The organism is Sphingomonas ginsenosidivorax (genome assembly GCF_007995065.1).
Lineage (GTDB): Bacteria > Pseudomonadota > Alphaproteobacteria > Sphingomonadales > Sphingomonadaceae > Sphingomonas > Sphingomonas ginsenosidivorax.
Window position 1 is genome coordinate 3,486,625 of sequence record NZ_VOQR01000001.1, and the last position, 23,009, is coordinate 3,509,633.

23 protein-coding genes and 1 tRNA gene are annotated in these 23,009 nt (G+C 68.8%); 15 read left to right on the plus strand and 9 right to left on the minus strand.

What is annotated here, in order from left to right; genetic code table 11:
- Window positions 1–9 precede the first annotated feature (9 nt).
- Window positions 10–630 carry a PilZ domain-containing protein gene (locus tag FSB78_RS15940; protein ID WP_158638030.1) on the plus strand — a complete coding sequence of 207 codons (621 nt, stop codon included), beginning with the start codon at window positions 10–12 and terminating at the stop codon, window positions 628–630.
- Window positions 631–676: 46 nt separating this feature from the next.
- Here the strand turns inward: FSB78_RS15940 and FSB78_RS19335 are convergent, their stop codons facing one another.
- Together FSB78_RS19335 and FSB78_RS15945 are read right to left on the minus strand one after the other, a co-directional pair.
- Window positions 677–826: a hypothetical protein gene (locus FSB78_RS19335; RefSeq protein WP_199743203.1), complete on the minus strand. Its 150-nt coding sequence runs from the start codon at window positions 824–826 to the stop codon at window positions 677–679.
- Window positions 827–876: 50 nt separating this feature from the next.
- Window positions 877–963 (minus strand) — tRNA-Leu (locus FSB78_RS15945).
- Window positions 964–1,086: 123 nt separating this feature from the next.
- Between FSB78_RS15945 and FSB78_RS15950 the strand changes: the two genes are divergently transcribed.
- Genes FSB78_RS15950 through FSB78_RS15960 form a run of 3 tightly spaced genes read left to right on the plus strand, consistent with a single transcriptional unit; the run spans window position 1,087 to window position 4,615 of the window.
- On the plus strand, window positions 1,087–2,478 hold the full coding sequence (locus tag FSB78_RS15950; protein ID WP_147083543.1) for an MATE family efflux transporter: 1,392 nt from the start codon (window positions 1,087–1,089) through the stop codon (window positions 2,476–2,478).
- A gap of 8 nt (window positions 2,479–2,486) precedes the next feature.
- The gene (gene nhaA / locus FSB78_RS15955) at window positions 2,487–3,611 is read left to right on the plus strand and encodes a Na+/H+ antiporter NhaA (protein WP_147083544.1); all 1,125 of its coding nucleotides are present in this window, start codon (window positions 2,487–2,489) and stop codon (window positions 3,609–3,611) included.
- The gene (locus FSB78_RS15960) at window positions 3,611–4,615 is read left to right on the plus strand and encodes a histone deacetylase family protein (protein WP_147084265.1); all 1,005 of its coding nucleotides are present in this window, start codon (window positions 3,611–3,613) and stop codon (window positions 4,613–4,615) included. Before nhaA ends, FSB78_RS15960 begins: the two co-directional genes overlap by 1 nt.
- Here FSB78_RS15960 and FSB78_RS15965 read toward each other — a convergent pair.
- Window positions 4,612–5,850: a dipeptidase gene (locus FSB78_RS15965; RefSeq protein ID WP_147083545.1), complete on the minus strand. Its 1,239-nt coding sequence runs from the start codon at window positions 5,848–5,850 to the stop codon at window positions 4,612–4,614. The two genes, FSB78_RS15960 and FSB78_RS15965, sit on opposite strands and share 4 nt — an antisense overlap.
- A 308-nt stretch (window positions 5,851–6,158) precedes the next feature.
- Complete coding sequence (locus tag FSB78_RS15970) at window positions 6,159–6,929, minus strand: energy transducer TonB (protein ID WP_147083546.1); 771 nt, start codon at window positions 6,927–6,929, stop codon at window positions 6,159–6,161.
- Between the two features lie 164 nt (window positions 6,930–7,093).
- On the opposite strand from FSB78_RS15970, the gene bla reads away from it, so the two are divergent.
- On the plus strand, window positions 7,094–8,005 hold the full coding sequence (bla, locus tag FSB78_RS15975) for a subclass B3 metallo-beta-lactamase (protein ID WP_147083547.1): 912 nt from the start codon (window positions 7,094–7,096) through the stop codon (window positions 8,003–8,005).
- 54 nt (window positions 8,006–8,059) lie between these two features.
- The gene (locus FSB78_RS15980; protein ID WP_147083548.1) at window positions 8,060–8,575 is read left to right on the plus strand and encodes a YciE/YciF ferroxidase family protein; all 516 of its coding nucleotides are present in this window, start codon (window positions 8,060–8,062) and stop codon (window positions 8,573–8,575) included.
- Between the two features lie 264 nt (window positions 8,576–8,839).
- Here FSB78_RS15980 and FSB78_RS15985 read toward each other — a convergent pair whose 3' ends face one another.
- The 3 genes from FSB78_RS15985 to sucC form a co-directional block, all read right to left on the minus strand.
- The gene (locus FSB78_RS15985; RefSeq protein WP_147083549.1) at window positions 8,840–9,769 is read right to left on the minus strand and encodes an electron transfer flavoprotein subunit alpha/FixB family protein; all 930 of its coding nucleotides are present in this window, start codon (window positions 9,767–9,769) and stop codon (window positions 8,840–8,842) included.
- On the minus strand, window positions 9,766–10,512 hold the full coding sequence (locus FSB78_RS15990; protein WP_147083550.1) for an electron transfer flavoprotein subunit beta/FixA family protein: 747 nt from the start codon (window positions 10,510–10,512) through the stop codon (window positions 9,766–9,768). Before FSB78_RS15990 ends, FSB78_RS15985 begins: the two co-directional genes overlap by 4 nt.
- Before the next feature lie 232 nt (window positions 10,513–10,744).
- Entirely contained in the window at window positions 10,745–11,947 is a 1,203-nt protein-coding gene (gene sucC, locus FSB78_RS15995; RefSeq protein ID WP_147083551.1) for an ADP-forming succinate--CoA ligase subunit beta, read from the minus strand.
- Window positions 11,948–12,128: 181 nt separating this feature from the next.
- On the opposite strand from sucC, the gene FSB78_RS16000 reads away from it, so the two are divergent.
- Complete coding sequence (locus tag FSB78_RS16000; protein ID WP_147083552.1) at window positions 12,129–12,638, plus strand: sterol desaturase family protein; 510 nt, start codon at window positions 12,129–12,131, stop codon at window positions 12,636–12,638.
- Window positions 12,639–12,662: 24 nt separating this feature from the next.
- Window positions 12,663–13,004 (plus strand): PilZ domain-containing protein, encoded by a 342-nt coding sequence (locus FSB78_RS16005; protein ID WP_147083553.1) that lies wholly within the window; start codon window positions 12,663–12,665, stop codon window positions 13,002–13,004.
- Window positions 13,005–13,464: 460 nt separating this feature from the next.
- Here the strand turns inward: FSB78_RS16005 and FSB78_RS16010 are convergent, their stop codons facing one another.
- On the minus strand, window positions 13,465–14,403 hold the full coding sequence (locus FSB78_RS16010; RefSeq protein WP_147083554.1) for a ribose-phosphate pyrophosphokinase: 939 nt from the start codon (window positions 14,401–14,403) through the stop codon (window positions 13,465–13,467).
- A 95-nt stretch (window positions 14,404–14,498) separates the two neighbouring features.
- Here FSB78_RS16010 and gltX point away from each other — a divergent pair, with 95 nt between their 5' ends.
- From gltX to ribH, 7 genes are all read left to right on the plus strand, one after another.
- Window positions 14,499–15,824, plus strand: coding sequence for a glutamate--tRNA ligase (gene gltX / locus FSB78_RS16015; protein ID WP_147083555.1), 1,326 nt, complete (start codon window positions 14,499–14,501; stop codon window positions 15,822–15,824).
- 269 nt (window positions 15,825–16,093) lie between these two features.
- A complete protein-coding gene (locus FSB78_RS16020) occupies window positions 16,094–16,756 on the plus strand; it encodes an energy transducer TonB (RefSeq protein ID WP_147083556.1) in 663 nt (220 codons plus the stop codon).
- A 64-nt stretch (window positions 16,757–16,820) separates the two neighbouring features.
- Window positions 16,821–17,168, plus strand: coding sequence for a hypothetical protein (locus FSB78_RS16025; protein WP_147083557.1), 348 nt, complete (start codon window positions 16,821–16,823; stop codon window positions 17,166–17,168).
- A 26-nt stretch (window positions 17,169–17,194) separates the two neighbouring features.
- On the plus strand, window positions 17,195–18,316 hold the full coding sequence (gene ribD, locus FSB78_RS16030) for a bifunctional diaminohydroxyphosphoribosylaminopyrimidine deaminase/5-amino-6-(5-phosphoribosylamino)uracil reductase RibD (RefSeq protein WP_147083558.1): 1,122 nt from the start codon (window positions 17,195–17,197) through the stop codon (window positions 18,314–18,316).
- Complete coding sequence (locus tag FSB78_RS16035) at window positions 18,317–18,943, plus strand: riboflavin synthase (RefSeq protein WP_147083559.1); 627 nt, start codon at window positions 18,317–18,319, stop codon at window positions 18,941–18,943.
- Complete coding sequence (gene ribB / locus FSB78_RS16040; RefSeq protein WP_147083560.1) at window positions 18,927–20,060, plus strand: 3,4-dihydroxy-2-butanone-4-phosphate synthase; 1,134 nt, start codon at window positions 18,927–18,929, stop codon at window positions 20,058–20,060. Before FSB78_RS16035 ends, ribB begins: the two co-directional genes overlap by 17 nt.
- Entirely contained in the window at window positions 20,060–20,482 is a 423-nt protein-coding gene (gene ribH, locus FSB78_RS16045) for a 6,7-dimethyl-8-ribityllumazine synthase (RefSeq protein ID WP_147083561.1), read from the plus strand. The genes ribB and ribH overlap by 1 nt, the downstream gene beginning before the upstream one ends.
- A gap of 69 nt (window positions 20,483–20,551) precedes the next feature.
- On the opposite strand, the gene FSB78_RS16050 is transcribed toward ribH, so the two are convergent.
- A complete protein-coding gene (locus FSB78_RS16050; protein WP_147083562.1) occupies window positions 20,552–22,948 on the minus strand; it encodes a TonB-dependent receptor in 2,397 nt (798 codons plus the stop codon).
- Window positions 22,949–23,009 lie beyond the last annotated feature (61 nt).

Sequence of the window (23,009 nt, forward strand, 5' to 3'; positions counted from 1 at the left end):
AACCTCGCGATGCTCGATGACAAGAACGACCCCCCGCATGACCGTCCGGGTCCGGCCCTGGCCGTGACGCCGCAGGAGCGCCGCGGCGGCAAGCGACATTCGATCGTCCTGCTGATCGGCAAGGTCTGTCGCGGCGACCAGGAATCGGTCTGCCTGGTCCACAACATCTCGAAATTCGGGCTGATGGCGCGGTTCACGACCCCGCCGGTGGTGGGCGAGACGCTGCGGATCGAGGTCCGCGGCCTGCCTCTGGTCCCGGGGACGGTGCGCTGGGTCAACGGTCTGAAGGCGGGGTTCGAATTCGATCAGCCCCAGGATGTCGACCGGGTCTTCACGCTGAAGCTGGAGGATGGCCGGATCGCGCGATCGCCGCGATTCCCGATCGCGGCGCTCGCGCGGCTGCGTTTCGACGGCGCGCCGTTCACCGCGGCGTTGATCGATATCTCGGCCGGCGGGGCAAAGTTGATGGGCGATACGCCCGTCACGCTCGGACTGACCGGCCAGATCATGCTGCCCGACACGGAGACGTCGGTCTACGGCACGATCTGCTGGACCCGCGACGAACGATTCGGATTTCGCTTCGTCGCGCCGCTATCGCTGACGACGCTGTCGGTCGTTCTGGGGTGCTGATGCCATAGAGGCGCCTCCGCACCGGCCGATCCCGAATCGGGCGGGGCTATTTCTCGTCGGTCGTCAGCTTGATCTTGTTGGGCAGCTTCTTGCCCTTGGTTCGACGCGACGGCAGCTGGACGGGGTTCTTCTTCTTCCACTGCGCGAAGGTCATCGGGCCGTCGGGCGTGTCGATCATCGTATCGTCGATGGACATCTGCTCTCCGGGGCCCCGCCTGGCAGGGAAGACCCTGGCAGGGGAGAAAATGGTGCGGCCGAGAAGACTCGAACTTCCACGGGCTTTCGCCCACAACGACCTCAACGTTGCGCGTCTACCAGTTCCGCCACGGCCGCACGTGATACAGGCCGGACTTTCACCCGGCAGCTGGTAGGCCGGTGCCACTAGCAAGGCTTTTGCGCCGCTGCAACGCCTTTGCGCGCATTCCCAAACAAAGCCGCACCGGGTAGCTGGGACGGATGGGCATTCTCCTCTCGCAGACCACCCGGGCGGAGACGGGGCGCATCCTCGCGCTCGCCTGGCCGGTCGCGCTCACCAGCCTCAACTGGACGATCCTCCATGTCACCGACGTGGTCGTGGTCGGTCTGGTCGGCGCGCACGAGGTCGCGGCGCTGGGGGCCAGCCGCGCACTCACCTTCATCGCTATCGTCGCCGGGCTCGCCTGGCTGTCGGGTGTCATCGTCCAGACCTCGCGCGCCGACGGCGCGGGCGACCTGCCGCGCACCGGGCAGGTGCTGCGCGAGGGCAGCGTGTTCGCGCTGCTGCTGGGGCTCGTGCTGGCCGCGATCCTGGTGGTATTCGCGACGCCCATGCTGGCGGCGCTCGGCGTCGCGCCGACGCTCGTCGCGCCGGCCGCCCGGGTCGTCCGGGTGATGGCGCTCAGCTATCCGCCGCAACTCGTGATGCTCGCGGCGAGCTTCTTCCTCGAAGGGGTCAGCCGTCCGCAGCGCGTGACGATCGTGAACCTGTCGATCCTGCCGCTCAACGCGGTGCTGGCCTGGGCACTGAGTGGTGGCCATCTCGGGCTGCCCGCGCTGGGCGCGGTGGGGGCGGCCGCCGCGACCGTGATCGCATCGCTGCTCGGCGCGGTCGGCATGGTCGCGGCGGCGCTGCTGCTGCCCCGCGCCGCCGAACGCGGGACGCGGCGGATCGATCGGGCGGCCTGGATCGGCGTGCCGCGCGGCGTGGTCGCGCTGGCGGCGTTCGGGATCGTGCCGGCGATCGCATCGGGGCTGGAGCTCGCGGGGTTTTCGATCCTGATCGCGCTCTCGACCCGATTCGGCGATTCGGTCGCGCATGCGTTCCAGATCGTGTTCGCGGCGCATAACGTGACCTTCGCGCTGGCGCTGGGCCTGGGCTCCGCGGCGGGCGTGCGCGTCGGCAATGCGGTGGGCGAGGGGGATCCGCTGGCAGGCGTATCGCGGGCGCTGATCGCGACGGCGCTCGCGATGCTGGCGCTCGGCGCCGCCGCGGCACTGCTGATCGCCGGTCGCGGACCGATCGTCGCGGGCTTCCCCGCCGATCCCGCTGTCCACCGCGTCGCGCTGGCGATGCTGCCGGTCTGGGCGCCGTTCATCCTGTTCGACGGCGCGCAGGTCGTGCTGGTCTATGCGCTGCGTTCGCTCGGCGATCAGGTGGTGGCGGGCGTCAACAGCATTGCCGCCTATTTCGTCGTGACCGGCGGGGCGGGGTGGTGGCTGGTCCAGGCCGGGTACGGGCCGATCGCGCTGGTCTGGGCGTCGGGGCTGGGCATGCTCACCGCCGCGATCCTCCACGGCGCGCGGTTCTGGCAGGTCGCGCGGCGGTTGCGCCACGAAGGCGCGATTGGCCTGCCTGTCGGCAGCCGCTAGGGGGATCCATGGCCGGCACCTCCCGATCCTCGGCGCGAGCGTGGCTCGCCAACCCGGCTGCCGGCGGGATCGTGCTGATCGCCGCGGCGGCCTGTGCGATCTGGGTCGCCAATTCGCCGCTGGCGCCGGCCTATGCGGCGCTGCTGCACGCGCCGGCCGGACCGTTGTCGGTGCATGCGTGGATCGACGATGCGCTGATGGCGCTGTTCTTCCTGCTCGTCGGGCTGGAGATCAAGTACGAACTGGTCGCGGGACAGCTGGCGACGGCGGCGCGGCGGCGGTTGCCGTTCGTCGCGGCCGCCGCCGGGATGGCGGTGCCGGCGCTGGTGTATCTAGCGATCGCCGGGACGGGCCTCTCGCGCGGCTGGGCGATCCCCGCAGCGACCGACATCGCGTTCGCGATCGGGGTGCTGGCGCTGCTGGGCAGTAGGGCGCCCGCGTCGCTCAAGGTGTTCCTGACCGCGGTGGCGATCGCCGACGACATGGGCGCGGTGGCGATCATCGCGGTCGGCTATACCGAGGCGATCGATCTGGAGGCGCTGGCGGCGGCGGCGGGTGTGGTCGCCGCTTTGGTCGCGCTCGACCGGCATGGCGAGCGGCGCGTCTGGCCGTATCTGGCGGGGTTCGCGCTGCTGTGGGTGCTGGTGCTGATGTCGGGCGTGCACGCGACGATCGCGGGCGTCGTCGCGGCGCTTACCATCCCGGCGGCCCCGGCCAGGCGGATCGAGCATGCGGTGCAGCCCTGGGTCGCGTTCGCGATCCTGCCGCTGTTCGCGTTCGCCAATGCCGGGGTGGCGCTCAGCGGGATCGGCTGGGCGACGCTCGCGGATCCCCTGGTGCTGGGGGTCGGCGCGGGGCTGTTCGTCGGCAAGCAGGCCGGCATCCTCGGCGCGATCTGGATCGCCGACCGGACCGGGTTCGCGCCGCGGCCGGCGGGCGCGAGCTGGACGCAGATCTGGGGCGTGGCCCTGCTCGCGGGGATCGGGTTCACGATGAGCCTGTTCATCGGCGGCCTGGCCTTTACCGGGGACCCGGCGCGGCTCGACGCGGTCAAGCTCGGCGTGCTGGCGGGGTCGGTCCTCGCGGCGGTTTCGGGGTTTGCGGTACTCTGGTGGACGGGGCGAAGGACATGATGCGGATATTCTACGACGACGCGCAGCGGACGCATGCGCCGGCGCGCGAGCTGCATAACGGCGCGTTTGCCGCCTATGCCGAGACGCCCGCGCGGCTCGACGCGATCCTGAAGGCGGTGGGCCCCACCGAGACCCCGGCCGATCGCGGCGAGGCGCCGATCCTCGCGGTCCACGATGCCGCGTACATTGCCTTCCTCAAGGACGCGCCGCGACTGTGGCAGGAGGCCGGGCGGTCGGGAGATGCGATCCCCTACGCCTTCCCGATTCGCGGGCGGCGGCCGTTGCGGCTCGACCGGGTCGATGCGCTGCTGGGCGCGCATGCGTTCGACGCGACCACGCCGATCACCGCGGACACCTGGCGCTCGGCCTATGCGAGCGCGCAGTCGGCGCTGGCGGCGACGCAGGCGGTGCTGGACGGCGAGCGTGCGGCATTCGCGCTGTGCCGGCCGCCGGGCCATCATGCCGGCGCGGATTACTGTGGCGGCTATTGCCACCTGAACGTCGCGGCGATTGCGGCGCAGGCGGCGCGCGATGCGGGCGTCGAGCGGGTCGCGATCCTCGACATCGACTATCACCACGGCAACGGCACGCAGGACATTTTCTACGCGCGCGGCGACGTGTTCTATGCGTCGGTCCATGCCGATCCCAAGCGCGACTACCCCTTCTACTGGGGGCATGCCGACGAGACGGGGGAGGGCCCGGGGCTGGGGACCACGCTCAACCTGCCCCTCCCGCACGGCACCACCCGCGATGCGTTCCGCGCGGCGCAGGCGCAGGCCCTGGAGCGAATCGCGGCGTTCGACCCCGGGCTGCTGGTCGTCAGCTTCGGCGCGGACACCTGGGAGGGCGACCCGATCTCGCAGTTCGCGCTGACCACGCCGGACTATGCGGTGCTGGCCAGCGACATCGCGGCGCGCGGCTGGCCGACCGTGATCGTCATGGAAGGCGGCTATGCGGTCAACGCGCTCGGCCACAATGTCCTGAGCTTCCTCGCCGGGTTCTAGCGCGAGGCGATGTCGGTCGCGTCGTTCACGGCTGTCCCGGCCATGCTGTTAGCGACCGCCTCGACCCGTTTCATGACGCGCAGGATGTTGCCGCCCGCCAGCTTTTCCAGGTCGGCATCGCTCCACCCGCGGCGCGCCAGCTCGGCGAACAGCACGGGATAGCTGTCCACGCCTTTCATGTCCGCGGGCCCGGTGCCCTGGATGCCGTCATAGTCGCCGCCGAGGCCGACATGGTCGTGGCCCGCGACCCTGGCGATATGGTCGACATGATCGGCGACGGTCGCGGCGGTGACGCGCGGTTCGGGATGCGCGGCGTCCCAGGCGATCAGCGGTCCCGCCGCCTTGCTGCCGTACGCGTTGCCGGGGACGCCGACGGACTTCGCATGGGCGGACCGGGCCTGGTCCCAGGCGCGCCATTCGGTCGACAGGAAGGCGGGGTAGCAATTGACCATCACCACGCCGCCATTGGCGCCGATCGCGGCGAGCAGGTCGTCGGGGATGTTGCGCGGCGCGTCGGCAAGTGCACGCGCGCTGGAGTGCGACGCGATCACCGGTGCCTTGCTCACGGCGAGCGCGGCGCGCATCGTCGCGTCGGAGACGTGCGCGAGATCGACGATCATGCCGATCCGGTTCATCTCGGTGACGACCTGGCGACCGAAGGCTGTGAGCCCATTGGCGCGCGGGGCATCGGTGGACGAATCCGCCCAGGCGAGGCTCTTGCCGTGCGTCAGCGTCATATAGGACACGCCGAGCGCGCGATATTCGCGCAGCACCGACAGCCGGCCGTCGATCTGGTGCCCCCCCTCGACCCCGATCAGCGAGGCGATCCTGCCCGCTTTCTCGATGCGGCGGATGTCGTCGGCGGTGGTCGCGAGCTCGAACGTCTTCGGATTGGCGGCGACCATCCGGCGGACGATGTCGATCTCCTCGAGCGTCGTCTCGACCGCGTCCGGACCGGTGGTGTCGGCGGGGATCCAGACCGACCAGAACTGTGCGCCGACCCGGCCCTTGCGCAGCCGCGGGATGTCGGTCTGCATCGGATAGGGCAGCGCGGCCGTGCCCTGCGCCAGCGGCACGGCCTCGGGCTTTGCGTCGCCATGCTCGCGAATCTCCCAGGGCAGGTCGTTATGGCCGTCGATCACCGGGGTGCGCGTGAGAATGCGGTCGACGCGCGCGACGATAGCGGGTGTGGCGACTGTGGGGGATGCGGCGAGGAGGAGAAGCGCGGTGATCATAAGGGCAAGGCTCGCGAAAGGTCACGAACGTCGCACGCACGCACGAGGTTTCGCGGGCGGGAGGCTAGTGCGGGACCGGTGTTCGTCATGGTGGCGAAGGTGACACAGCATTAAGCGTGTAGGACAGGGGTTTCTGGCATGCGGCGCATAACCTGGGGCTAAGGCGGGGGGGGCGGAGAGCGCTGCCGATAGTCCCAAGCGTTCCGTCACCCCGGACTTGGTCCGGGGTCCATCGGTCCGCATATTCTAAGGCCGAGGGGTGCGCGGACGGATGGATGCCGGACCAAGTCCGGCATGACGGGGGGGACCTACTGGTCGTCCTCATCGTCGCGACCGTCGTCCTCGATCTCGAACCAGGTCTGGTTGTGGAACACCGTCGAGACGACGGGACGTCCCGCGGCGTCGAGCGACGGGCGGTAGCGATAGCGTTTCTCGATCAGGCGGCAGGTGATGCCGTCGAGCGCGGGCTTGCCGCTCGAGCGGGTCACGCGGCACTGGGTGACGCGACCGTCGAGCCCCACGGTATAGCGCACGCCCAGCCGGCCGACGACGTTGTTCTCGCCGACCAGCGCCTCCGCCTCGCGATAATCGCCGCGGCTGAAGCGACTTTGCAGCAGGCGCGGCGGGGTCTCCTCGCCGCCATCGCCGTCGCCGTCACCATAGCGACCGCTGCCCGTACCGGTACCAATCCCGCCGGCGCCCGTGCCGGGACCGGGGACGGGCGCTGCACCGGTCGTGGCCTCGGCACCGGGGCCGGCCTTGAGCGCGACGACGACGGGCGGCGGGACGATCGGCGGCACGATCGGCTTGGGCGCGACGACTTCGGTCGCCTTGGCCTTCAGGTTGGCGGGCGACGCGGCGCCCTCGGGCCGGTGGCTCTTGGCGGGACGCGGGACGACGCGCTCGGGCGGCGGCGGGGGCGGCTTCGGACCGACCGCGAAGAGCTTGAGCGCCTCGGGCGCGACGGCGGGCATGGTGACGCCGAGGCCGAGGATCAGCGCATAGCCCAGCAGCGCGCAGAGCAGGATCGACGCCGTCGCCGAGGCGATCCGGTCGCGGGGAGTCTGGACGCCGTACATCGCCAGTATCTGGGTTTGCGGGGCGGGGAGGGCAAGCGCCCCAGCGTCTTCCCGCCCCTACCACCGTCATCCCGGGCTTGACCCGGGATCCAGAGCCGCGAACGGTGTCGCCTGTTACCCTGGATCCCGGGACGAGCCCGGGATGACGGTAGTTGGAGATCGATGTGGCACGCTTCCTACGCGCGGCTGGTCTGGCGGCTTGCCTGCTCGCGACGCACGCGACCGCCGCCAAGGAGCCGGCAGCCCCGCGCCCCGCGAGCTTCCCCGAACACGAACGCCAGTGCCGCGGCAAGGACGGCTGGAGCGATCCGGCACCGCCGGTGCGAATCTTCGCCAACGTCTATGACGTGGGGACGTGCGGGATCGTCGCTCTACTGGTGACCGGGCCCAGGGGGCATGTGCTGATCGATGCGGCGACCGCGGAGGCGGTGCCGCCGATCGCGCGCAACATCACGCGGCTGGGGTTTCGCCTGCGCGACGTGAAGCTGCTGCTGTCGAGCCACGAGCATGTCGACCATGCCGACGGACTGCGCGGCATGCAGCGGCTCACGGGCGCGACGATGGTCGCGACGGCTGCCGCGCGCGGGGTGCTGGAGAGCGGCGCACCGGCGGTGGACGATCCGCAAAGGGGTGGGCTGCCACCCTTTGCCGGGGTGCGCGTGGGCCGGCTGGTGCGCGACGGCGAAATGGTGACGCTGGGCCCGGTGCGGCTGACCGCGCACACGACGCCGGGGCATTCGCCGGGCGGGACGTCGTGGACGTGGCGATCGTGCGATGCGGGCGTATGCCGGGCGATGGTCTATGCCGACAGCCTCAGCGCGATCTCGGCGGATGGGTATCGGTTCACCGATCACCCCGCCTATGTCGCGACGTTCCGCACGACGCTTGCCAAGGTCGCAGCGCTGCCGTGCGACATCCTCGTCACGCCGCATCCCGGCGCGAGCGATCTTTATGCGCGGCTCGCCGGTACGACGCCGCTGGTCGATCGCCGTGGCTGCGCCGCCTATGCCGCGGCGGCAGGGGCGAAACTGGACAAGCGGCTAGCCGACGAGGCGCGGCAACTTCGGGTCCGATAGCGCGTTGGTGGGGCCGGAGCGATGGGCTCCGCCTCTTCAATCAAGGACGTCATCATGGGCTTGTTTTCCAAGGACATCGCGACATTCGACGACCTGTTCCTGCACCAGCTGCAGGACGTGTATTATGCCGAGAACCAGATCACCAAGGCGCTGCCGAAGATGGCCGACAAGGCGACCTCGCCGTCGCTGAAGACGGGCTTCGAGACGCACCTGCGCGAGACCGAGGGGCAGATCGTGCGGCTGGAGCGGATCTTCGAGCTGCTCGGCGAGAAGCCTAAGGCCGTGACCTGCCCCGCGATCGACGGGATCATCAAGGAGGCCAACGAGGTCGCCGGCGAGATCGAGGACAAGGCGGTGCTCGACGCCGGGCTGATCGCGTCGGCGCAGGCGGTCGAGCATTACGAGATCGCCCGCTACGGCACGCTGATCGCCTGGGCGAACCAGCTGGGGCGGCCGGAAATCGCGGCAATCCTGCAGGAAACGCTCGACGAGGAATATGCGACCGACGACAAGCTGACCGCGATGGCGACGGGGAAGATCAATCCGAAGGCCGAGGCGGTGACGGCGTAAGGGACGCCTTCGTCATGCCGGACTTGGTCCGGCATCCACGGCGCTGCGTATCCAATGGCGTTTGATCCGCGGCGCGGTGGACCCCGGAACAGGTCCGGGGTGACGGAGTGGTTTATAACAAAGAAGGGCGGCGCGACGTAGGTCGGGCCGCCCTTCTTCTTGTGGCGCAACGCGGGAGTAAATCCCGCGTCGTCGGACGGCGCTGGAGCGCCGCCGGCCGGGCTTGCCTCTGCGCGGGGGCTTTGCCCCGCGCATCGGCTTCGCCTACAGCTTCTCGGTCAGTTCCGGCAGGATCTTGAACAGATCCCCGACCAGCCCGATGTCCGCGACCTGGAAGATCGGGGCGTCCTCGTCCTTGTTGATCGCGATGATCGTCTTGGAATCCTTCATCCCGGCCAGATGCTGGATCGCACCCGAGATGCCGACCGCGACATAGACTTCCGGCGCGACGATCTTGCCGGTCTGGCCGACCTGATAGTCGTTCGGCGCATAGCCCGCGTCGACCGCAGCGCGGCTCGCACCGACGCCGGCGCCGAGCTTGTCCGCGAGCGGATCGATCAGCGCATGGAACTGGTCGCTCGAGGCCAGCGCACGGCCGCCCGAGACGATGATCTTCGCGGATGTCAGTTCGGGGCGCGTGTTCGCCGCGATCTCCGACCCGGCGAAGGTCGACAGACCCGTGTCTCCGGTCGAGGCGACTGCCTCGATCGCGCCGCTGCCACCCTCGGCCGCGGCCTTGTCGAACGCGGTGCCGCGAACGGTGATCACTTTCTTGGCATCCGACGACTGCACGGTGGCGATCGCGTTGCCGGCATAGATCGGGCGCGTGAACGTGTCTTCGCTCTCGACCGACAGGATGTCGCTGATCTGCATGACGTCGAGCAGGGCGGCGACGCGCGGCGCGATGTTCTTGCCGTTGGTGGTCGACGGTGCGACGAACGCGTCGTGATCCGCCATCAGCGACACGATCAGCGGTGCGACGTTCTCGGCGAGCGCATGCGCGAACGCGGCGTCGTCGGCGACATGGACCTTGCCGACGCCGGCGATCTTCGCCGCCGCAGCGGCAACCGCGTCGAGGCCCTGGCCAGCGACGAGGAGATGGACTTCGCCGAGCTTGCTCGCGGCGGTCACCGCGGACAGCGTGGCATCCTTGACGGCGGTACCGTCATGTTCGACCCAGACGAGCGTCTTCACTTGGCGACTCCCATTGCCTTCAGTTTACCGACGAGTTCGTCGACATCGGCGACCTTGATCCCGGCCGAGCGCTTGGCGGGCTCGACGACCTTGAGCGTGGTCAGGCGCGGCGACACATCGACGCCGAAATCGGCGGGCGTCTTGTTCGCCATCGGCTTCGACTTCGCCTTCATGATGTTGGGCAGCGAGGCGTAGCGCGGCTCGTTGAGGCGAAGATCGGTGGTGATGATCGCAGGCAGCTTCAGCGTGTCGGTCTCGGCACCGCCATCGACTTCGCGCGTCACGTTGACCGATCCGTCGGCGATCTCGACCTTGGACGCGAACGTGCCCTGGCCCCAGCCGAGCAGCCCGGCGAGCATCTGGCCGGTCTGGTTGTTGTCGTCGTCGATCGCCTGCTTGCCGAGGATGACGAGGTCGGGCTTCTCCTCCTCGACGATCTTGGCGAGGATCTTGGCGACGCCCAGCGGCTCGACCTTGGTCTCGCTGACCACCAGGATCGCGCGGTCGGCGCCCATCGCGAGCGCGGTGCGCAGCGTTTCTTGGGCTTTCTGCTCGCCGATCGAGACGACGACGATCTCGGTCACGCCCTTGTCTTTCAGGCGGATCGCCTCTTCGACCGCGATCTCGTCGAACGGGTTCATGCTCATCTTGACGTTCGCCAGATCGACGCCCGTTCCGTCCGCCTTCACGCGGGGCTTCACGTTGTAGTCAAGCACGCGCTTGACCGGCACCAGCACCTTCATCAGGATTCCTTCCAAGGTGAATTAGTCGTTTCGCCGATTGGCGTTGGCGCCACAGATGGCGGTTTTGCGCCGTTTTCGCAAGTGCGGTATGGAAACATCGCCCTGCCGTAGCGTCATCGGTGCGACACGGGGGGCGGCTGATCGGACCAGCTGCACCCTCAACGAAAAAGGGCCCGGACGTTTCCGTCCGAGCCCCGTTTTTCGCAAAATCAGTATGCGCGATGGGCAGCGATTACGCCGCGACCTTCTGCACCTCTGCGACGATCTTCTTCGCCGCATCGCCCAGGTCGTTCGCGGGAACGATCGCGAGGCCCGAGTTGGCGAGGATTTCCTTGCCCTTCTCGACGTTGGTGCCCTCGAGGCGGACAACCAAGGGAACCGAGAGGTTCACTTCCTTCGCCGCGGCGACGATGCCGTCGGCGATGATGTCGCACTTCATGATGCCGCCGAAGATGTTGACCAGGATGCCCTTCACGTTGGGATCCGCGAGGATGATCTTGAACGCAGCCGTCACCTTCTCTTTGCTCGCGCCGCCGCCGACGTCGAGGAAGTTCGCCGGGAACATGCCGTTGAGCTTGATGATGTCCATCGTCGCCATCGCGAGGCCGGCGCCGTTGACCATGCAGCCGATGTCGCCGTCGAGCTTGATATAGGCCAGGTCGTACTTCGACGCCTCGAGCTCGGCGGGATCCTCCTCGGTCTCGTCGCGCAGCTCGAGCAGGTCCTTGTGGCGGAACAGCGCGTTGCCGTCGAACGCGACCTTCGCGTCGAGCACCATCAGCTTGCCGTCTTCGGTCACCGCGAGCGGGTTGATCTCGATCTGCTCGGCGTCGGTGCCCATGAACGCGTCATAGAGCTTCGACGCGGTGTTCGCGGCCTGCTTGGCGAGGTCGCCGGTCAGCTCGAGCGCGGCAGCGACGGCGCGGCCGTGATGCGGCTGGAAGCCGGTCGCCTGGTCAATGTCGATGCTGTGGATCTTCTCGGGCGTGTCGTGCGCGACGGTCTCGATGTCCATGCCGCCCTCGGTCGAGGCGACCATCGACACGCGGCCGGTGGCGCGGTTGACGAGGAGTGCCAGGTAGAACTCCTTGGCGATGTCGACGCCGTCGGTGACGTACAGGCGGTTGACCTGCTTGCCCGCGTCGCCGGTCTGGATCGTCACCAGCGTGTTGCCGAGCATGTCCGTCGCGGCCGCGCGAACCTCGTCCTCGGTCTTGGCGAGGCGGACGCCGCCCTTGGCGTCGGGGCCCAGCTCGACGAACTTGCCCTTGCCGCGGCCGCCGGCGTGGATCTGCGCCTTGACGACATAGAGCGGTCCGGGGAGCTTCTTCGAAGCCTCGACGGCCTCCTCGACGCTCAGCGCGGCAAAGCCGGCAGGCACGGGGACGCCGAACTTGGCCAGCAATTCCTTGGCCTGATATTCATGGATGTTCATCGGGAGGCTCCACGCATTGAAATTCGGGAATTGGGGCGCGTAAAGCACAGGCGGCCCGCGGAATCCACCCCTTAGGCTTTTGCGACTGGTTCGCGTTTGCAATAGGGCGTTCGGGCCATCGCCGCTCGCTATTCCCCACACACGCTTTGCCGCGGCGTGCGTCGCCCCTATATGCGGGGGCATGACGATCTGGTTCGGCCTTCTCCTCTTCCTCGCGACGGTCGTCGGCATGGAAGCGTTCGCCTACGCCGCGCATCGCTGGGTCATGCACGGGTTCGGCTGGTTCCTGCACGAGAGCCACCACCGCGCACGGCACGGCAATTGGGAGCTGAACGACCTGTATGCGGCGATCTTCGCGGTGCCGTCGATCGTGCTGCTGCTCGGTGGCGCGCAGCTCGGCTGGTGGCCGGGGTTCATCTGGATTGGTGCAGGGATCGCCGCGTACGGCGCGATCTATTTCGGGTTCCACGACGTGATCGTGCACCAGCGCATCCCGACGCGCTACCTGCCCAAGTCGGCCTATATGAAGCGCATCGTCCAGGCGCACCGGCTGCACCATGTCGTCGAGACGAAAGAGGGCAATGTCAGCTTCGGCTTCCTGGTGGCGCCCAGGCCCGAGGATCTCAAGGCGGAGCTGAAACGCCGGGCGAGCGGACGTATTCGCGCGCCGCGTGCGTTTGCGGAAAAGTAACCTTTTTCGGAGAAGGTCCGAGTCATGATACAGCCCGCGATCGATCCGTCCGTCCCACCCGTCGACGACTCGGCCGGCGAGGAGCTGCGCCAGGCGCTGCGGAAGTCGGTCAAGATGCGCGCGCACCTGCGCGATCGCGGCCAGACCCGGTTCGAGATCGAGGTGACCGACCTGTCGCTGTCGGGCTTCCGCGCCGAGACGAGCTTTACCCTCTGGCCGGGCACGGTCGTATGGCTGACGCTGCCGGGGCTCGCCGCACTCGAGGCGGTGGTCGCCTGGCGCGACAAGTTCAAATATGGCTGCGCGTTCGCAAAACCGCTGCATCCCGCGGTGTTCGAGCATATCGTGGCGCTGTCGCAGCGCTGAGGCGCAGCGACAGCGCCACGATCGGACGGCGGGGCGCCTCCGGGCGAACCCGGCCGACGGCTTTGCCGGCGGCGGTCGGCCTACCCCCGTTCGTGCCGCGCGAGGTCGAAGCACTTGCGCCTGGGGCATGCCCTTCGACCTCGCTCAGGGTGAACGGGGGGCGGCGGCGGTCGTTTCCTCGTCATCCCGGGCTCGTCCCGGGATCCAGAGCCCCAAACGTCGCGCCGTGTAACCCTGGATCCCGGGACGAGCCCGGGATGACGGAAGCATGACGAGGCGCGCGACCCTATCTCCCGCTCCGTCACCCTGAACTCGTTTCAGGGTCCATCTTTCCCCAGGCGCTGGCGCATGTGGAGGGATGGATGCTGAACCAAGTTCAGCATGACGGGGGGTAAGAGACGGGGGGTAAGAAATGGGGGAGTAAACGCCGGAAGAGTAAAGGACGACGGCAGAGCCCGCGTCAGTCGAAGAGGCTCGACACGCTCGTCTCGTCCGCGATCCGCTTGATCGCCTCGCCCAGCAGCGGGGCGATCTGGAGGTGGCGGATCTTGCCACCGGCGCCCTTGATCACGTCGTGGTTGCCGATCGAATCGGTGATGACCAGCTCGCGCAGTTCCGACCCCTCGACGCGCGCGACCGCGCCGCCCGACAGCACGCCGTGCGTGACATAGGCGACGACGTCCTCGGCGCCCGCTTCCTTCAGCGCGGCGGCGGCGTTGCACAGCGTGCCCGCCGAATCGACGATGTCGTCGATCAGGATGCAGAATCGGCCCTCGACCTCGCCGATGATGTTCATCACTTCCGATTCGCCGGCGCGCTCGCGGCGCTTGTCGACGATCGCGAGCGGGGCGTTGTCGAGTCGCTTGGCGAGCTGGCGCGCGCGGACCACGCCGCCGACGTCGGGCGACACGACCATCAGGTTGCGCCCCTTGAACCGCGCATGGATGTCCGCGGACATCACCGGCGCGGCGTAGAGATTGTCGGTCGGGATATCGAAGAAGCCCTGGATCTGCCCGGCGTGGAGATCGACCGACAGCACGCGGTTGGCGCCGGCGACGGTGATCAGGTTGGCGACGAGCTTGGCCGAGATCGGCGTGCGCGGCCCCGGTTTCCGGTCCTGCCGGGCATAGCCCATATACGGGATCACCGCGGTGATTCGCCTGGCCGATGCGCGGCGCAGCGCATCGATCATGATCAGCAATTCCATGAGGTTGTCGTTGGCGGGAAAGCCCGTCGACTGGATCACGAAGACGTCCTCGCCGCGGACGTTCTCGTTGATCTCGACGAATACCTCCTCGTCGGCGAAGCGCCGCACGCTGACATCGGTCAGCGGGGTTTCGAGATAGGCGGCGATCTCCTGCGCCAGGGGCAGGTTGGAGTTGCCGGTCATCAGTTTCATTGGTGCGCTCCCCGCTAACGCGGTGCTCTTAGGCCGCGCGCCCGGCAGGTGGAAGAGGTTTGCGGCTGCGGCGTCGGCCACTTACAGCGCGGGGCATGACCATCCTCACCCGTTTCGCGCCGTCGCCCACTGGCCGGCTCCATGTCGGCAACATCCGCACCGCGCTGCACAACTGGATGTTCGCGCGCGCGAACGGCGGGCGCTTTGTGCTGCGGATCGACGATACCGATGCGGAACGCAGCGAGGAGCGGTTCGTCGATGCGATCCGCGCCGATCTCGACTGGCTGGGGATGACGCCCGACGGCGAGGCGCGGCAGTCGGCGCGCGGCGCGCTGTACGAGGCGCGGTTCGCCGAGCTCGTCGCGAAGGGCCGCGTGTACCGCGCGTACGAGACCGCGCAGGAGCTCGACCTCAAGCGCAAGATCCAGGCGGGGCGCGGGCTGCCGCCGCTCTACGACCGCGCGGCGCTGGCGCTGACCGATGCCGACCATGCGCGGCTGGCGGCGGAGGGGGTCGCGCCGCATTGGCGATTCAAGCTCGATCACGACGCGCCGATCGGATGGGACGACCTGATCCGCGGAAGCCAGCATTTCGAGGCGCGGACGATGAGCGATCCGGTGGTGCGGCGCGCCGACGGGTCGTGGCTGTACATGCTGCCGTCGGCGATCGACGATGCCGAGATGGGGGTGACCCATGTCGTGCGCGGCGAGGATCATGTCTCGAACACCGCGCTGCAGCTGCAGATGTTCGACGCGCTGGGGGTGACGCCGCCGCGCTTCGCGCACGAGGCGCTGCTGACCGGTGCGGAGGGCAAATTGTCGAAGCGGCTTGGGTCGCTGGGCGTTGATCATTTCCGCGAGGTCGGGATCGAGCCGCAGGCGGTGCGCGCGCTGCTCGCGCGGATCGGGACGAGCGATCCGGTCGAGCCGATCGCCGACGCCGCGCCGCTGATCGCGGGGTTCGACTTTGCGCGGTTTGGCCGCGCGCCGGCGCGGTTCGACGAGGCGGAGCTGGCGCAGTTGAACGCGCGGATCGTGCACGGGCTCGATTTCGCGACCGTCGCCGACCGCCTGCCAGCGGGGATGGGTGAGGCGGAATGGGATGCGGTGCGGCCGAATCTGAGCGTGCTGGCAGAGGCCGCGGACTGGTGGCGGGTGATCGAGGGGCCGGTGCCGGTGGATGCGGAGCTGGACGCAGCGTATCTCGACCAGGCGGCAGCGGTCGCGGGCGAGATCGATTGGGCGGGGGATCCCTGGCACGCGATGACCGGACGGTTGAAGGAAGCGACGGGGCGGAAGGGCAAGGCGCTGTTCCTGCCGTTGCGGCGCGCGTTGACCGGGTTGGACCACGGGCCGGAGATGACGGCGCTGTTGCCGTTGATCGGGCGCGATCGGGCGATCGCGCGGTTGCTGGCGCGCTAGCCATAGGCCAGTTTCGATCCTCCCCCGCCAGGGGGAGGTGGCGCCGAAGGCGACGGAGGGGGCGGGCGACGACCACGCCTCTTCCGTGTCCGCCCCTCCGTCACGCTACGCGTGCCACCTCCCCCTGGCGGGGGAGAATTGGTGGCTGCCAACCCCCTCCAATCTCTGCCGAAAATCCCGCTTGCTTGCGCCCGCCATCGGCGTAGCCTCCTCCCCGGCGGCATCACCGTTACGCCGCCATCCTCGAGGAGACGCGAAGGAGAGCGAGCATGTACGCAGAGAGACGGACCGGGCGGTTCAGCCCGGCAAGCTTCGCGGTGGCGATGGGCGTCAACGGACTGGTGATCGGCGCGCTGTTCTATGCCGCGCCGGGGATCGTGCCGACGATCTTCCCCAAGGACCCGCCGCTCGTCACCTACCAGGTCGATCTGCCCAAGCCGCCGCCCCCCGAACCGCAGACCAAGGCCGAGCCGAGCCCCGCGCCGCGGCTACGCGCGCCCACTCCGCTTGTCCCGGTTCCCACGGCGAGCCGCGGCGTCACGGTCGATCCGATGCCCTATGTGCCGCCGACGATCGACGGCTCGGCCGGGACGGGCAGCGGGCCGGTGGCACCGCCCGCCGATCCGCCGAAGCTGGCGCCGGTGATGGTGCAGCCGGGGATCGACTCGCGCTACGCCGCCGACTTCCAGCCCGTCTATCCCGCCGGCGAGCGCCGCGCCCAACGCGAGGGCCGGGTCGTCGTCCGCGTGCTGATCGGCACCGATGGCCGCGTGAAGCAGGTCGAGCGGGTCAGCGCGACCAACGACGCGTTCTACCGCGCGACGATGGACCGCGCGCTCGGCAAGTGGCGGTTCACGGCGGGCACGCGCGACGGCGTTCCGGTCGAGGCATGGCGGACGATGACGTTGCGGTTCGTGCTCAGCCAGGACTGAGCCGGAACTGGGTTTTGGTGCGCGGGGCTGGCCTGTGCCGCCCCGCGCGCCTATCTTGCACGGCATGGGATTCTTCAGTCGTTTTTCGCCGCTCGCGGCCTATCGGGACCTGCGGTTCTTCCTCGCCAACCGGCAGCCGCACGAACTGTGGTTCCTGATCGCCGCGCTCTGCGTGACCAGCTTCCTGGTCTATGCGTTCGCCAAGGATTCCTACGCCGAGCCGGTCTATCGGCCCAAGATCATCTATGTCGAGCAATGGCCGTCGGATCGCACCGATGCCCAGATCATCGCGCAGCAGAAGATCGATGCGCCGATTAAGGCTAAGGCGCTCGCCGAGCAGAAGAAGCGCGAGGAGGAGACCCGCGCGGTGTTCAAGCGGATGGACGACAAGATGACGGCGATGGGGCTCTGAGCGACGCCCGGAGCGATGCGGCCTGGATCGGCGTCGCGCTGGCGCTGGCCGAGCGGACGCGCGGGGCGACCGCGCCCAATCCCAATGTCGGGTGCGTGATCGTGGCGGACGGCCGCGTCGTCGGGCGCGGCTGGACGCAGGCAGGCGGGCGACCGCATGCCGAGGCGATGGCGCTGGCCGAAGCGGGCGACGCGGCGCGCGGGGCGACGGCGTATGTGACGCTGGAGCCGTGTGCGCATCTGTCGGCGCGCGGGCCGGCCTGCTCGGACCTGCTGGTCGCGGCGGGGGTTACCCGAGTCGTTGCGGCACTGCGCGATCCCGATCCGCGGACCGCGGGCGCGGGGTTCGCGCGGCTCGAGACGGCGGGGATCGCGGTCGAGACCGGCATGCGCGCGGACGCGGCGCGACGGTCGATGGCGGGGTTCCTCGCGCGACGCCGGTTCGGCCGGCCGCAGGTGACGCTGAAGCTCGCCACCTCGCTCGACGGGTGCATCGCGATGGCCGACGGCACGAGCCGGTGGATCACCGGGCCGCAGGCGCGCGCGCATGCGCATCTCGAACGGAGCCGGCACGAGGCGATCCTGATCGGGCGCGGGACCTATGTGGCGGATGCGCCGCGGCTCGACGTGCGGCTGGCCGGGCTGGAGTCGCGTGCGCCGCGGCGGGTGATGCTGTCTGGCAGCTTGGCGCCCTCTGCCTCTCCCCTAGCCTCCGCACTCCGTCACCCCAGCGAAGGCTGGGGTCTCGCCGAGGGACAGGGTCGCTCTCCCCAACAGAAAGACCCCAGCCTTCGCTGGGGTGACGGAGAGGGGGAGGGTGACGGGCCGGGTGACGGGGCGGGGCGGCGGTCCGAAGCGGAAGGTGAAGGCTGGACCGTGATTGCGCGCCCCGCCGAGATCGCCACGCTCGACGGCGTCGACCACATCCTCGTCGAGGGCGGCGCACAGACCGCGGCGGCGTTCCTCGCCGCGGACCTGGTCGACCGGCTGCTGCTCTACCGCGCGCCGATCCTGATCGGCGGCGGCCTGCCCGCGATCGGTGCGATCGGGATCGATCTTTCCGCCGCGCACGGGCGTTGGACGGCGATCGACGCGCGGCAACTTGGCAGTGATCGTCTCGAAGTCTACGAGCGCGCGAGGAGCGACTAAATGTTCACCGGAATCGTCAGCGACATCGGAACCATCGCCAGCGTCGAGACGCGTGGCGACACGCGCATCGTCGTGGAGACCGCGTACGACACGACCACCGTCGACCTGGGCGCGTCGATCGCCTGTTCGGGCGTCTGCCTCACGGTGGTGGACAAGGGCCAGCGAGAGGGGGGCCCCAACTGGTTCGCGGTCGACGTGTCGGGCGAGACGATCAGCCGCACTGCGACCGACCAGTGGACCAAGGGCCGCCCACTCAACCTCGAGCGCGCGATGAAGCTCGGCGAGGAACTCGGTGGCCACATCGTCACGGGGCATGTCGACGGCGTCGCCGAGGTGCTCGGCGTCGAGCCCGACGGCGATTCGCTGCGGATCGGCTTCGCGGTACCCGCCGCCATCGCGCCGTTCCTCGCGCCAAAAGGATCGATCACGGTCGACGGCGTGTCGCTGACGGTCAATTCGGTTGCGGATCACGGCGACGTCACCCATTTCGCGGTCAACATCATTCCGCACACGCAGGGCGCGACGACACTCGGCGCGTTGGCGGCCGGGCGATCGGTCAACATCGAGATCGACGTGCTCGCCCGCTATCTGCAACGCATGGAGCATTATCGTGCAAAAGCCGGCTGAACTCGCGCGTCTCAAACATGCGTTCCTGTCGTCGCCCGAAGAGATCATCGACGAGGCGCGCAACGGCCGGATGTTCATCCTGGTCGACGACGAGGACCGCGAGAACGAGGGCGACCTGGTCATCCCCGCGCAGATGGCGACCCCGGACGCGATCAACTTCATGGCCAAATACGGCCGCGGGCTGATCTGCCTCGCGCTGACCAAGGCGCGCGTCGAGGAACTCGGGCTCGACCTGATGAGCCGCAACAACGGCACGGTCTACGAGACCGCGTTCACGACCTCGATCGAGGCGCGCACCGGGGTGACCACGGGCATCTCCGCCGCCGACCGCGCCCGCACGATCGCGGTCGCGATCGACGCCAACAACGCCGCGTCGGAGATCGTGTCGCCGGGCCACGTCTTCCCGCTGGTCGCGCGCGACGGCGGCGTGCTGGTGCGCACCGGGCATACCGAGGCAGCGGTCGACGTCGCGCGGCTCGCCGGGCTCAACCCGTCGGGCGTGATCTGCGAGATCATGAACGACGACGGCACGATGGCGCGGATGGACGATCTGCTGCCGTTCGCGCAGTTCCACAACATCAAGGTCGGCACGATCCGCGACCTGATCGCCTACCGTCGCCGCCACGACCATCTCGTCGAGCGCCGCGCGGAGGCCAAGTTCACCAGCCAGTGGGGCGGCGACTGGACCGCCTACACCTTCTGGAACAAGGCGACCGGCACCGAGCAGGTCGCGCTGGTCAAGGGCAAGGTCGACCCCGCCAAGCCGACCCTGGTGCGGATGCACGCGATGTCGCCCTTCGCCGACCTGTTCGGCGAGACCGGCGACCGCGGCCAGCTGCTTGCGCGCTCGATGACTCAGATCGCCGCCGAGGGTTCGGGCGTGATCGTCGTCATCAACAAGCCGCGCCCCGACGGCGTTGCCGCCGCGATCCGCCACAAGGCGGGCGAGACGACCCCGGACATGGACGAGCTGCGCGACTACGGCGTCGGCGCGATGATCCTGACCGAACTCGGCGTCCACGACATGATCCTGCTCACCAACACGCATCACACGCTTGTCGCGCTCGACGGCTACGGCCTGTCGATCGTCGGCGAGCGTCGAATCGAGGACCTCTGATGGCGCATCTCCTGATCGTCGAAGCGCGCTTCTACGACCATCTGAACGACCTGCTGGTCGAAGGCGCGAAGGCCGCGATCGAGGCTGCGGGGCATACCCACGAGACGATCACCGTCCCCGGCGCGCTCGAAGTCCCGGGCGCGATCGCGCTGGCGGCGGAAAGCGAGGCGTATGACGCGTTCGTCGCGCTGGGCGTCGTGATCCGCGGCGAGACCTATCATTTCGAGATCGTCGCGGGCGAAAGCGCACGCGGCATCATGGCGCTGACGATGGACGGGCTGTGCATCGGCAACGGCATCCTGACCACCGAGAACGAGGCGCAGGCGCTCACCCGCGCCCGGCCGAGCGAAGGCGACAAGGGCGGCGGCGCGGCGCAGGCGGCGCTCGCGATGCTGGCGCTCCGGGAACGGTTCGCGAAATAGGCACGGGGCGGTCGCCGGCTGCGGAGGCGCGCGCCGGTCGCGCGCCGCCGCCCGGCACTCGCACAAAGATCAGATCCGGAAGCGGACCGTACCCCCGATCGTGCGCGGATCGCTCGGTGCGCCGAGGATCAGGCCCGAATTGCCCGCCTGGATCGTCAGGTTCTGGATATAGTCGGCGTCGAACAGGTTGCGCGCCCACATGATCAGTTCGAGGCCATCGGCGAAGCGATAGCCGATATTCGCGTTGGTGAGGGTGTACCCGCGGATATAGGTGAAGCGCGACAGGCTCGGATCGCCGTTATAGCCGCTGCGCGATGCGGTATCGACATGCGCGAACACCGCACCCGTCCCGACCGGCCGCGTATAATCCAGCCCGGCGGTCAGCGCGAAGCGCGGCAGCGAGGCGAGCCGGCGACCGGTGAGGCTACACTGCGTCGTCGCTGCGGTCTGCACCTCCAGCGGACAGGGACCGGCGGGATAGTCGCTGTAGGTCCCGTCCGAATAGGCGACGCTGGTCCGGGCGCTGAGGCCGGGCAGCAGGATCGCGGTGACGTCCGCCTCTATCCCCTTCACCGTCACCTCGGGAATGTTCGACAGGTAGCCGCGTAGCTGCACCGTCTGCGTCAGCGAGTTTTCGACCACCGTCGCCTGGAAGTCGTGGACCTTGGTGTAGAAACCGTCGATGTTGAAGATCAGGCGGCGGTCGAACAGCGATGTCTTGATCCCGGCTTCATAGGTCTCGTTGCGTTCCGGCCGCACCACTGCGGTCGCCAGCACCGGCCGGTTGGCGTTGTCGAGCGGCAGGCCGGACATGTTGATCCCGCCCGACTTGAAGCCACGCGCATAGCTCGCATAGGCCATCATGCTGTCGGTCGCCTGCCATGCGATGTTGCCGCGCCCCGACAGGCTGCCGTCGCTGTCGTGCGCCTCGTAGCTTTGCGGACGCAGCACGCCGAGGCGCGCGGCGACGAGCGCGGCGTTGGTCGTCGCGGGGCCGCCGGAGACGGTGGTGGTGTAATAGCCGTCCTTGTCCTCCTGCGTGTAGCGCAAGCCCAGCGTGGCGGTGAGGCGCGGTACGATCCGCCAGTTGACCTCGCCGAACGCGGCGTAGCTGAGGCTGCGGAAATCGGTGCGGCCATCCTGTCCGTAGCCGTCGAGCAGGTTCGACGGCACCGGGGTGTTGGCGGCACCCGTCGTCGTGCCGATCAGATAGCGCGCGGCGGCCGGGCCGTAGATGCTGATCGGACGCCCGACGAGCTTCTGCCGGAACCCGTACAGGCCCGCGACATAGGAGAGCGGGCCGGTGCCGTTCGAGGCGAGGCGCAGCTCCTGGCTGTACTGGTCCTGGCGCGAGGGAATGTGCTGCGAGAGCTGGACCGGGATACCCGTATAGTCGCGGTCGTTCTCCGCATCCCAGTTCCAGAACCGCCACGCGCTGACCGAGGTCAGCGTCGCGAAGCCGAGATTCCAGTCGGTGATCGCGCTGACGCCGCCTTCGTTGGTATCGACGCCGAGCGGCCCGTCGATGTCGGTGACGCGGTCGTACGGATTGGTGCTGGCGGGGGTGTAGCCGAACTGCGCGGCAAGGCCGGTCGGGCCCCCGAACTGGCGGTTGGCGGCGCGCAGCGAGGTGCCGGTGCGCAGATAGACCTGCCCGCAGCAATAGGCCTGGAAGTTGGTGAAATCGGCGATGACGCGCATCTGGATCGTGTCGTCGGGCTTGAACAGCAACTGGCCGCGGACCGCCTGCGTGCCCAGCGTGTTGGTGTCGCGGCCGGTGCGGATATTGTCGATGACGCCGTCGCGGCGCGTCGACACGCCCGAGATGCGATAGGCGATGCTGTCGGTGATCGGGCCCGAGGCCCAGCCCTTCGCCTGCACGAAGTTGCGCTCGCCATAGGAGATCTCGGCAAAGCCTTCGCGCGTGAAGGTCGGTGCGCGCGTGGTGACGTTCAGCGCACCGGCGGTGGTGTTCTTGCCGAACAGCGTGCCCTGCGGTCCGCGCAGTTCCTCGACCTGTTCGATGTCGGCGAAGTCGAACGCGGCGGTCGCCGGCCGTGCGTGATAGACCTGGTCGACATAGAAGCCGACGCCCGGCTCCAGCCCGTCATTCGCCTGGCTGACCGCGACCACGCTCGACCCCAGGCCGCGGATGGTGAAGGCGGTGTTGCGCGGATTGGCGGAACTGTAGTTGAGGCTGGGGATCAGCGTCGTCAGCCCTTGCGTGTTGACCGTGAAGCTCTGGTCGATCAGCGCGCCGCCCACCACCGACAAGGCGGCCGGCACCGTCTGCGCGTCCTCGGCCCTGCGCCGCGCGGTGACGATGACCTCGGGCAGGCCGTCGCTCGCGTCGGTCGCGGCAGGATCGTTCACGGCGACATCGGGTGCCGGCGTCTCCGCGAACGCCGGCACGGCGGCGACGGGCATGGCAGCGGCACACAGCAGGACGGCAAGACGCATGGACATCGATGGACCCCTTCGCGCGGGGTGTCCCCGCTCATTATGTCCGGGCGTATATCGAGGCTAT